This window comes from Flavobacterium sp., from assembly GCF_020217025.1.
Lineage (GTDB): Bacteria > Bacteroidota > Bacteroidia > Flavobacteriales > Flavobacteriaceae > Flavobacterium.
The window spans coordinates 1-10,000 of the sequence record NZ_JAIWOF010000096.1 but is presented as its reverse complement, the minus strand read 5'-3'; the positions used below and the strand labels follow the sequence as shown (position 1 = coordinate 10,000).

11 protein-coding genes are annotated in these 10,000 nt (G+C 31.3%); 7 read left to right on the top strand and 4 right to left on the bottom strand.

All coding sequences use genetic code 11. The annotated features are described in order from the left end of the window. From LDL23_RS04680 to panB, 3 genes are all read right to left on the bottom strand, one after another. A partial coding sequence (locus LDL23_RS04680; RefSeq protein ID WP_291264675.1) for a hypothetical protein occupies nt 1-1,240 on the bottom strand: 1,240 nt, incomplete at its 3' end. 12 nt (nt 1,241-1,252) lie between these two features. Beyond that, nucleotides 1,253-1,948 carry an RluA family pseudouridine synthase gene (locus tag LDL23_RS04675; RefSeq protein ID WP_291264674.1) on the bottom strand — a complete coding sequence of 232 codons (696 nt, stop codon included), beginning with the start codon at nt 1,946-1,948 and terminating at the stop codon, nt 1,253-1,255. A gap of 2 nt (nt 1,949-1,950) precedes the next feature. Next, nucleotides 1,951-2,769, bottom strand: coding sequence for a 3-methyl-2-oxobutanoate hydroxymethyltransferase (gene panB, locus LDL23_RS04670; RefSeq protein WP_026726677.1), 819 nt, complete (start codon nt 2,767-2,769; stop codon nt 1,951-1,953). Between the two features lie 130 nt (nt 2,770-2,899). Between panB and nhaD the strand changes: the two genes are divergently transcribed. The 7 genes from nhaD (at nt 2,900) to LDL23_RS04635 (ending at nt 9,724) form a co-directional block, all read left to right on the top strand. After that, a complete protein-coding gene (gene nhaD, locus LDL23_RS04665) occupies nt 2,900-4,186 on the top strand; it encodes a sodium:proton antiporter NhaD (RefSeq protein WP_291264673.1) in 1,287 nt (428 codons plus the stop codon). Nucleotides 4,187-4,195: 9 nt separating this feature from the next. Then, nucleotides 4,196-4,636 (top strand): nuclear transport factor 2 family protein, encoded by a 441-nt coding sequence (locus LDL23_RS04660; RefSeq protein WP_291264672.1) that lies wholly within the window; start codon nt 4,196-4,198, stop codon nt 4,634-4,636. Between the two features lie 90 nt (nt 4,637-4,726). After that, nucleotides 4,727-5,797 carry an ATP-binding protein gene (locus tag LDL23_RS04655; protein WP_291264671.1) on the top strand — a complete coding sequence of 357 codons (1,071 nt, stop codon included), beginning with the start codon at nt 4,727-4,729 and terminating at the stop codon, nt 5,795-5,797. Next, on the top strand, nt 5,790-6,473 hold the full coding sequence (locus LDL23_RS04650; protein WP_291264670.1) for a response regulator transcription factor: 684 nt from the start codon (nt 5,790-5,792) through the stop codon (nt 6,471-6,473). Before LDL23_RS04655 ends, LDL23_RS04650 begins: the two co-directional genes overlap by 8 nt. 12 nt (nt 6,474-6,485) lie before the next feature. Beyond that, entirely contained in the window at nt 6,486-6,740 is a 255-nt protein-coding gene (locus LDL23_RS04645) for a hypothetical protein (RefSeq protein ID WP_291264669.1), read from the top strand. After that, the gene (locus LDL23_RS04640) at nt 6,737-8,674 is read left to right on the top strand and encodes a KUP/HAK/KT family potassium transporter (protein ID WP_291264668.1); all 1,938 of its coding nucleotides are present in this window, start codon (nt 6,737-6,739) and stop codon (nt 8,672-8,674) included. Before LDL23_RS04645 ends, LDL23_RS04640 begins: the two co-directional genes overlap by 4 nt. Beyond that, nucleotides 8,675-9,724 carry a porin gene (locus LDL23_RS04635; RefSeq protein WP_291264667.1) on the top strand — a complete coding sequence of 350 codons (1,050 nt, stop codon included), beginning with the start codon at nt 8,675-8,677 and terminating at the stop codon, nt 9,722-9,724. It abuts the gene before it with no gap. Here the strand turns inward: LDL23_RS04635 and LDL23_RS04630 are convergent. After that, a partial coding sequence (locus LDL23_RS04630; protein WP_291264666.1) for a DUF2809 domain-containing protein occupies nt 9,699-10,000 on the bottom strand: 302 nt, incomplete at its 5' end. The genes LDL23_RS04635 and LDL23_RS04630 overlap by 26 nt on opposite strands.

Genomic DNA, 10,000 nt, shown 5'->3' with positions numbered 1-10,000 from the left:
CACTTGTAAATCCTGAAATTTCATTTGATGCTAAAGGCGCATAAGCTTCAAACCATTTAGCTGAAAATCTTGGAATTAAAGTATATGAATTTTGCGTTGTGATAAAATCACTTTTGCTATCATCGCTAACTTTTTGATTGATACTTCCCGTTACAAACCATTTTTTTGTTAAACGAAGATCGGCATAAGCATTAATTACGGTTGGTAATTTCACAGTATAGTCAGCAGTACTTGATGTCGATTGAAAATACGCCGCATTTGCAGGATCGTTTAAAATAGCTTCAATTTCAGATAAACTTTCTGCATTGTCAAATTGATTCAAATCTAAACTTTCTAGATTATCGACATTTAAAATATAGTTTTTACTTAAGTTATTATCAGATTTAAAAGTCATTGAACCAATGTTTTTAATTGAAAGTCCAGTGTTTAATCGATAACTATTAGCATCATTTTCGTCTTTCCATCTATAGTTAACGGCAATATCTGCTGCAAAACCATTGATTCCTTGAGAGAAAAATTCATTGTAGTTTCCTTGATCGTTATAGTTATTTGCTAAAACTCCTGCGTAAGCAATATTAATGTTAGCAGAAGCATTTACCAAAGAGATATCTCCAAAATTATTTACGATTGTACCATTTAGGTTTGTTGCAGAAAAGTTAGCATAAGCTCCTGGAAATAACAAACGTAAATTAGTTCCAACATTAAGTTTGTGTTTTGGAAGATCAATTAAATTTCTAGCAATTGTTAAATCAATTTCTCCCCAAGTAGTTGCGTTTAATCTTTGATTGTCATTTGATGAAATTACGGTTTGAGAAAAAATATTACTTAACTCTCCATTCTGAATTGCATCACCTAATTTAGAATCTAAGTTTATAACATTGGCTTTAACATTAGCAACTGAAGTAATTCCAAATCCCCATTTTTGGTATTTAAAAGCAAATGAAGGGCCTAACATTTGAGTATCCAATCTTAAGTTAACAACATCATTTCCTTCAAAAATCTTATTTTCTAAATTATCCCCACTAACTAAATCACTAAAAGTTAATTTATTATTTGCCATTCCAATAGAAAAATTGAATGCATTAACTTCATATTTAGAATTCATATTTACCAATTCTGCTGGATTGTTATTAGCATTTAATAAACCTCCTCTTTTTGAAGTTGAAATTCCACTAAAGTGTTCTTGAGAATAGGAGTAACAAGTTGTAATTAATGTTAGAGAAAGAATTAAATTTTTCATAGATTAAAATAATTAAATTGAGTTCCAGATATTGTCTTTTGGTGTTATTGCATTAAAAGTAATGATTTCTTTTGAAACCGGGTGTGTTAGAACTAACTTTCTAGCATGCAGATGAATCCCTCCATCAGAATTACTTCGGTCAAAACCATATTTTAAATCACCTTTTATTGGGCATCCTATAGCTTGTAATTGCGCTCTAATTTGATGATGTCTTCCCGTGTGTAGATCAATTTCCAAAACAAAATAGTTATCCAATTTTTTGATGATTTGATAACTTAAACTTGCTTTTTTACTTTCGGGAACTTCTTTTAAAAGTGCTTTTGAAGTATTATTTTTAGTATTTCTTTTTAAGAAATGTACTAATGTGTCTTTTTCTTTTGGAGGACAATTTTTCACAACTGCCCAATAGGTTTTTTGCGTTTCTCTATTTTTAAACGTTTCGTTTAAACGCGTTAGTGCTTTTGACGTTTTCGCAAAAACCACAATTCCAGTTGTTGGTCTGTCTAAACGATGCACGACTCCTAAAAAAACATCTCCAGGTTTATTGTATTTTTCTTTAATGTATTCTTTTACTACATCAGAAAGTGGTTTGTCACCCGTTTTATCTCCTTGAACAATATCACCTACACGTTTATTGATGACAATGATATGATTGTCTTCGTGAAGGATTTGTAGGTTGTCTTTTGTAGAAATTTCTTTGTTAGACACAATTAATATTGTTCGTTAGCATTAGGAAAATCTTGCGATTTCACATCGGTTACATATTGACCAATAGCTTGCGTCATTTGTTCGTATAAATTCAAATAACGGCGTAAAAATCTCGGACTGAATTCGTTATTCATTCCTAACATATCGTGAATTACTAAGACTTGACCATCAACACCACCACCAGCACCAATTCCAATTACAGGGATAGAAATACTTTTAGCCACTTTTTCAGCTAGAGCTGCTGGAATTTTTTCTAATACTAATGAAAAACAACCTAAACGCTCTAACATTTTTGCATCTTCGATTAATTTTTCAGCTTCCGCTTCTTCTTTAGCTCTAACGGTATAAGTTCCGAATTTATAAATAGATTGTGGCGTTAATCCTAAATGTCCCATTACAGGAATTCCAGCGTTTAATATCTTTTTGATTGAATCTTTAATTTCACTTCCACCTTCTAATTTTACCGCATGCCCACCACTTTCTTTCATAATTCGTATTGCAGAGCGTAAGGCTTCTTTAGAATCCGATTGATAACTTCCGAATGGTAAATCAACCACGACCAAAGCTCTTTCGCAAGCTCTAACCACACTCGATGCGTGATAAATCATTTGGTCAAGTGTAATTGGAAGTGTTGTTTCATGTCCCGCCATAACATTACTTGCTGAATCACCAACTAAAATAACATCTACACCTGCAGAATCTACAATTTTAGCCATTGTAAAATCATATGAAGTTAGCATGGAGATTTTTTCTCCATTTTCTTTCATATCAATCAAAGTTCTTGTTGTAATTCTTTTGTAATCTTTCTTCGCTACTGACATGTTTTTTGTATTTAAAACACAAAGGTAGTAAATGTTATTTTCTTTTTAGATTTTGAAAAAATATTTCTCAAATATTAAATTTATGTTAAATTAATGTTTTAATTTAGGGGCGTTTAAAAACAATGCTAAAATGATATCTATATTACTTGCTGTCGCAATTCTAGGTTACTTATCGGTTATTCTCGAATCTCCCATACGAATAAATAAAACAATTACTGCTTTACTTACTGGAACAATTTGTTGGGTTGTCATAGCCATATTTAGTCATGATGATCAACATTTAGTAACTGAAAAGTTAATGGAATATTTTGGTGAGATTTCAGGCTTACTTATATTTTTAATGGGAGCTATGACAATTGTTGAATTAATTGATATTCACAAAGGTTTTACCGTTATTACTAGTAGAATTAGAACAACCTCTGTGTTAAAATTACTTTGGATAGTTGCCTTTATAACCTTTATTCTTTCGGCTTTATTAGACAATTTAGCTACAGCAATTATTATGGTAACTTTACTAAGAAAGTTAATGCCAAAAGGCGAAATCAGAATGGTATTGACAGGAATCGTTGTAATCGCAGCTAATGCTGGAGGAGCTTTTAGTCCAATAGGAGACGTTACCACAACTTTATTATGGATAGGCGGACAAGTAAGTTCTTTTGGAATTGTGAAAGCATTGATTTTGCCATCTATTATGGTATTGTTAGTGCCTGTATTGATAGCTAGTTTTAGAATGAAAGGTTTTGCAGTTTTGAGAGCACAGGTATCCATGGCTCAAGTGCGTCAAGAAGAAAAAATGCGAGGGAGTATGAGTGTTTTTATAGCTGGTGTAGTAGGATTAGTAATGGTTCCAGTAATTAAAACATTAACAGGATTACCACCATTTATTGGAGTTTTAATTTCATTATCAATGGTTTCTTTAGTTTCAATAATGTATCATAGAAATAAAACACAAGATGAAAAAGATAAATTCTCAGTAGCGTACGCGTTAACGAAAGTTGATATTAGTTCAATACTTTATTTCATGGGAATTTTATTAATGGTATTTGCTTTGCAAGAAGTAGGAGTTTTAAGAGAATTAGCAAACATTTTAATTACAAACTTACCAAATACAGATTCTATGATTGTTGCTATTGGAGTTCTATCTTCAATTGTAGATAACGGAAGTTTAGTAGCAGCAACACAAGGTATGTTCTCATTAGCAGAGTATCCAATGGATCACACTTTATGGGAATTTATAGCTCTTTGTGCAGGAACAGGTGGAAGTATGTTAGTAATTGGTTCGGCCGCAGGAATTGCTGTTATGGAAAAGGAAAAAATTACTTTCATGTGGTATTTGAAAAAAATAACTCCTTTAGCTATTGCGGGTTATGTTGCTGGTATTGTAACATATTTGATTCAAGTGCTACTAATGCATTAAAATATTAGAATGAAATCATTGTTTTTTCTGTTTCTTCTTGGAATAACTAGTTCTCTTTTTGCGCAAGATACAAATCCAAAAAAAGTGGTGGATGATTTTTTTATTGCTTTTCATGATAAAGACACAACTGCTCTTAAACAATTGTGTCATCCTGAAATTGTAATGAGAACAATTGCTAACACAAAAGAAGGTAACAAACTCATTGATGAAGAGTTTGATGAATTTTTAAATTCAATAGCTACTATTCCTTCAAATTTGAAAATATTCGAAAAATTACTTGATTATAAAGTAGAAATTGATGGCAACTTAGCACACGTGTGGACTCCGTATGAATTTTATGTAAATGATAAGCTAAGTCATATTGGTGCCAACGCTTTTACCTTGTACAACGACAACGGAAAATGGCAAATTATTCATTTAATTGATACTAGAAGAAAGAAATCTTTATAAAATCTTTATACTTATTAGCTTTTCTTTTATACGCTATTTATAAAACCCAACTTATCTTTGCCAAGTAATTCAATGGTAAAGTTTTAAAGCGTGTTTAGTAGAACATCAAATCTTAATAATCAATATGTTTTCAGCATAATATTAGTGATGCTGGTTTCGCTTGTTTGCTTTGCATTTAAAGATATTATTGGTTATAAGGTTATTGCTTTTATTCTTTTGGTTACGGTTTCTTTTGTAGCCATGTTTTATAGAATTGTTCCCACATTATTAGCTGCAGTTTTGAGTGCTTTAATTTGGAATTTCTTTTTTATAAAGCCTTATTTTACATTTCATATCGGAAATACAGAAGACCAATTCATGTTTTTCATGTACTTTGTAATTGCTTTGATTAATGCTGTTTTAACCTTTAAAATAAGACAGATTGAACGAATTGCAAATGAAAAAGAGTCGAAATTGAAATCCATAAAACTCTACAATACCCTTTTAGATAGTTTATCGCACGAATTAAAAACACCTATTGCTGCCATTATTGGTTCAACCGATGCGCTTCAAAGCAATGCAATTATGACTGAAAGTCAAAAGGAAAAATTATTGGAAGAAATTTCGATTGCTTCTTTGAGATTGAATAATCAGGTTGAAAATTTATTGAACATGTCGCGATTAGAATCGGGCGTTATAGTTCCAAAAATGGATTGGGTTGATGTAAATGAAATTGTTTATGAGGTAATTAGAGCTTTAAAAATTAAATCGTATTCGCAAAAAATAATAGTTACTGTTCCCCAAAGTTTACCACTTTTTAAATTGGATTATGGTTTAACAGAGCATGTAATTTATAATTTATTAAACAATGCCATAATTTACACGCCACCAAAAAGCACTATAAATATCGATTTATCATTTACAGAAGATACATTACAAATTATAATTTTAGATGAAGGAAATGGATTTCCTGAAGATGAAATTGCTCTTGTTTTTGATAAATTTTACCGACTCAAAAATTCGCGACCAGGCGGTTCTGGTTTGGGATTATCAATTGTAAAAGGTTTCGTTGAAGCGCAAAACGGAACTGTATCATTAGAAAATAGAGTAGAAGGTGGAGCCAAATTCATAATCAAAATTAAAACCGAAGTTTCAAAATTTAATCCGACAGAAAATGAATAAGTGTCGAATTTTAGTCATAGATGATGAATCGCAAATCAGAAAACTTTTAGAAATTACTTTAAGTACAAATGATTTTGAGGTAAAACTAGCCGAGAATGCTTTAGAAGGGATTCGTTTTGCTGCAACCTTTCAACCCGATTTGATTATGCTTGACCTCGGTTTGCCTGATGTTGACGGACAAAAAGTACTGAAACAATTGCGCGAATGGTATTTAAACCCAATCATGATTTTATCGGTTAAAAGTGAAGAATCAGAAATTGTAAAAGCGTTGGATAATGGAGCTAATGATTATTTGATAAAGCCTTTTAGAACACAGGAATTATTAGCAAGAGTGCGTTCTCATATGAGAAATCACATCAAAGAAGCTTCAGAACCAATAATTAGTTCTACTAATTTTTCAATTGATTTGATAGGGCGAATTGTAAAAGTGAATAACGAAGAAGTTAAACTAACACAAACCGAGTTTAATTTATTAGCCATTTTGGCAAAAAACGAAGGAAAAGTATTAACACATCAATACTTATTAAAGGAAATCTGGGGAAAAAGTTATAGCGACCAAACCCAATATCTACGAGTGTTTGTAGCACAATTAAGAAAGAAAATTGAGAAAGATGCCAATCATCCCGAAATGATTCTCACCGAAAGCGGAATTGGTTATCGATTTATTCTGACATAAAAATCATTACATATGGAAAATTCAGACAGCAACACAGCTAATGTGCCAAGCAACAGCGATAGTTTGTCTTTAAATAACGCAATTAATCCAAGGCAACCTAATTCAAATTCAGATTGTTGGCTTCGAGAATTCATCAAAATTAATCAATGTCCACAACGAGAAGACGCTTTAGAAAACCAACTCAATGATTTGAGTTTAGTAGCTGAAAAATTAGGAATGTATTATGCAGCACACTTTATTAAAAATATAAATACAATAAAAAAATGAGTAATTCAAATTATCAAAAAGTAACAGCAGCAACACTTTTAGTAGCATTAGGAATCATTTATGGAGATATAGGAACGAGTCCACTATATGTAATGAAAGCAATTGTAGGAGATAGAGAAATATCCAAAATGCTTGTATATGGAGGAATTTCTTGTGTTTTTTGGACATTGACATTTCAAACGACTTTTAAATATATTATATTGACATTAAGAGCTGATAATCATGGTGAAGGCGGTGTTTTTTCATTATATGCTTTGATTAAACGTTTTGGGAAAGGAAAATTAGTGATTCCAACTATTTTAGGCGCTACCACACTTTTAGCGGATGGTATTATAACACCACCTATTTCGGTAGCATCTGCTGTAGAAGGTTTGGAAGTTCTTATACCGAGTTTGCCTACAGTTCCTATTGTTACAGCTATTTTATCTGGTTTGTTTTTGTTTCAAAGATTTGGAACTCAAAAAGTAGGTTTCTTTTTTGGCCCAGCCATGGTAGTTTGGTTTTCGATGTTATTAGTTTTGGGAATTTCACAAATTGTTATTCATCCAGAAATTTTAGAAGCTTTAAATCCAATGTATGCTTATCGATTATTAGTTGAATATCCACATGGTTTTTGGTTACTTGGAGCCGTATTTCTTTGTACCACAGGAGCAGAAGCATTGTATTCAGATTTAGGACATTGTGGAAGAGACAATATACGAATCACATGGGTTTTTGTAAAAACAGCTTTAGTCGTTAATTATTTAGGTCAAGGCGCATGGATAATGACACAAGGAAGTCAATTTCTTGAGGGTAGAAATCCGTTTTATTCGATTATGCCTCAATGGTTTTTAATTTTTGGTATCATTATCGCTACAATGGCAGCCATTATTGCGTCTCAAGCTTTGATTAGTGGTTCTTTTACCTTAATTAATGAAGCAATTTCCCTTAATTTTTGGCCAAGAGTTGCTTTGAAAAATCCAACAAATACGAAAGGTCAAATTTACATTCCTTCTGTTAATACAATTTTATGGATTGGCTGTGTTTTGATGATTTTGTATTTTAAAAATTCCGAACATATGGAAGCGGCTTATGGTTTTTCTATAACCGTAGCGATGTTGATGACCACCTTTTTATTGTCGTATTATTTGTTTTACATCGAGAAAATGAAAATCGGTTGGATTGCCTTGATATTATTCGTTTTTGCAGTAATCGAACTTTCATTTTTTGCTGCAAATGTGGTAAAAATCAAAGAAAGATGGATGTTTTTATTCTTTGAGTTGTTCATATTTATGGTGATGTATGTTTGGTATTATTCAAGAAAAATCAATAATAAGTTTTTAAAATTTGAAAACATAAAAGAACATGCTTTTAAACTAGAAGAATTAAGTAACGATGATACAATTCCAAAATATTCAACGCATTTAATTTATCTATCAAAAGCGGATAAACTTAACCAAATTGAAGAGAAAATCATTAAATCAATTTTTTCAAAAAAACCAAAAAGAGCTGATGTATATTGGTTTTTACACATTAACCGTACCGATGAACCTTTCACACTAGATTATGAAGTTCATGAAATTATTGATGATACAGTAATAAAAATTGTTTTAAATGTTGGGTTTAGAATTCAACCAAAAGTAGAATTGTATTTCAAAAAAATCGTTCAAGATTTAGTGCAACAAAATGAGTTAAATTTACATACTCGACCAGATGGTTCAACTAAATACAACGCAGAACCTGACTTTAAATTTGTAATTTTAGAGAAATTTTTATCAGTTGAAAATGAATTCTCTGTAAAAGAAGGGTGGTTAATTAATAGTTATTTTATCTTGAAAAGAATGTCTATTTCAGATACAAAGGCATTTGGTTTAGATAAAAGTGATGTTGTAGTTGAAGAACTTCCGATGGTATATCAACCAACAACAAATATTCCATTAAATAGAAAGAAATAGATGAAAAATATAATTAAGGTTTTAATGATTGGTTTTTCTGCAATTTCATTTGCTCAAGAAAAAGATTCCTTAAAAATTAAAGTCTCTGGTTTTTTAGAAACGTATTATGCGTATGATTTTAGTAATCCAACAACGGATACTAAACTTCCATTTATGTACAATTACAACCGTCACAATGAGTTTAATGTAAACAATGGATTAATTCGTACGCAATTGCAATACGGAAATACTTATGCTTCAATTGCTATTCATGCAGGAACGTATGTTGAGGATAATTACGCTTCGGAAGACATTAAATTAGTAAGCGAAGCTTATGTAGGAATGTATTTAAACGACAACAAAAAATCATCTATTGAAGTCGGAATTATGCCAAGTTACATCGGATTTGAATCGGCAACAACGGCTTCTAATCTAACTCTAACACGTTCTATTTTAGCGGAAAATTCACCTTATTTTATGACAGGAGTTAAGTATAATTACAAACCAAATGACAAATGGAGTTTTTCGGGATTAGTAACGAATGGCTGGCAACGTATCAACAAACCACAAAAAGACGTTGCTCCAGCTTTAGGGACTCAAATTATTTACAAACCTTCTGAAAAAGCGACATTGAATTGGAGTACTTTTATAGGAAAGGAATTCTATGGAACCGAATTAGCAATGCGTTATTTCAATAATTTATATTGGGACAATACTTGGAATTCAAAATGGCGCACTATTTTAGGATTTGATTTCGGAATTCAAGACAGTTCTTCTTTAAATGATAAACATTTGTATTGGATGAGTCCAGTTTTGATTGCGCAATATTCGATAAATACAAAATGGCAAACCGCTGTTCGAGTGGAATATTATCAAGATGAAAACAATGTGATTATTGCTACTTCTGATGCATTTAAAACATCAGGAGCTTCCTTAAACTTTGATTATTTGCCTAATTCAAAAGTAAAATTAAGAACCGAAGCACGATATTTAGATTCTAAAGAAGCTATTTTCTTCGATAATAAATCCAATAACTTTTTTGTTACTACGAGTTTAAGTTTTGAGTTTTAATAAGTTTCTCATCTATTAGAAAAGCCATCAAAGTTCCCATTATATAGCAAAATAAATCCAACCAAAGGAAACCTTCGCCCAAAATGTAATGACCTAAAGTGGTTTTTCTAATAGCTAGTAACCAATCAATTTGAACCAATTGTAAGATTTCAATACCAAAACAAAAAAGCAAACTCAGTAGGAGCGAAGTTGCCTTTTTCGAATCCATAATTAAAAATCGAAATCCGAAATAAATCAAAACCGCATACAAAACATCTCCAATAAATAAAGGAATGC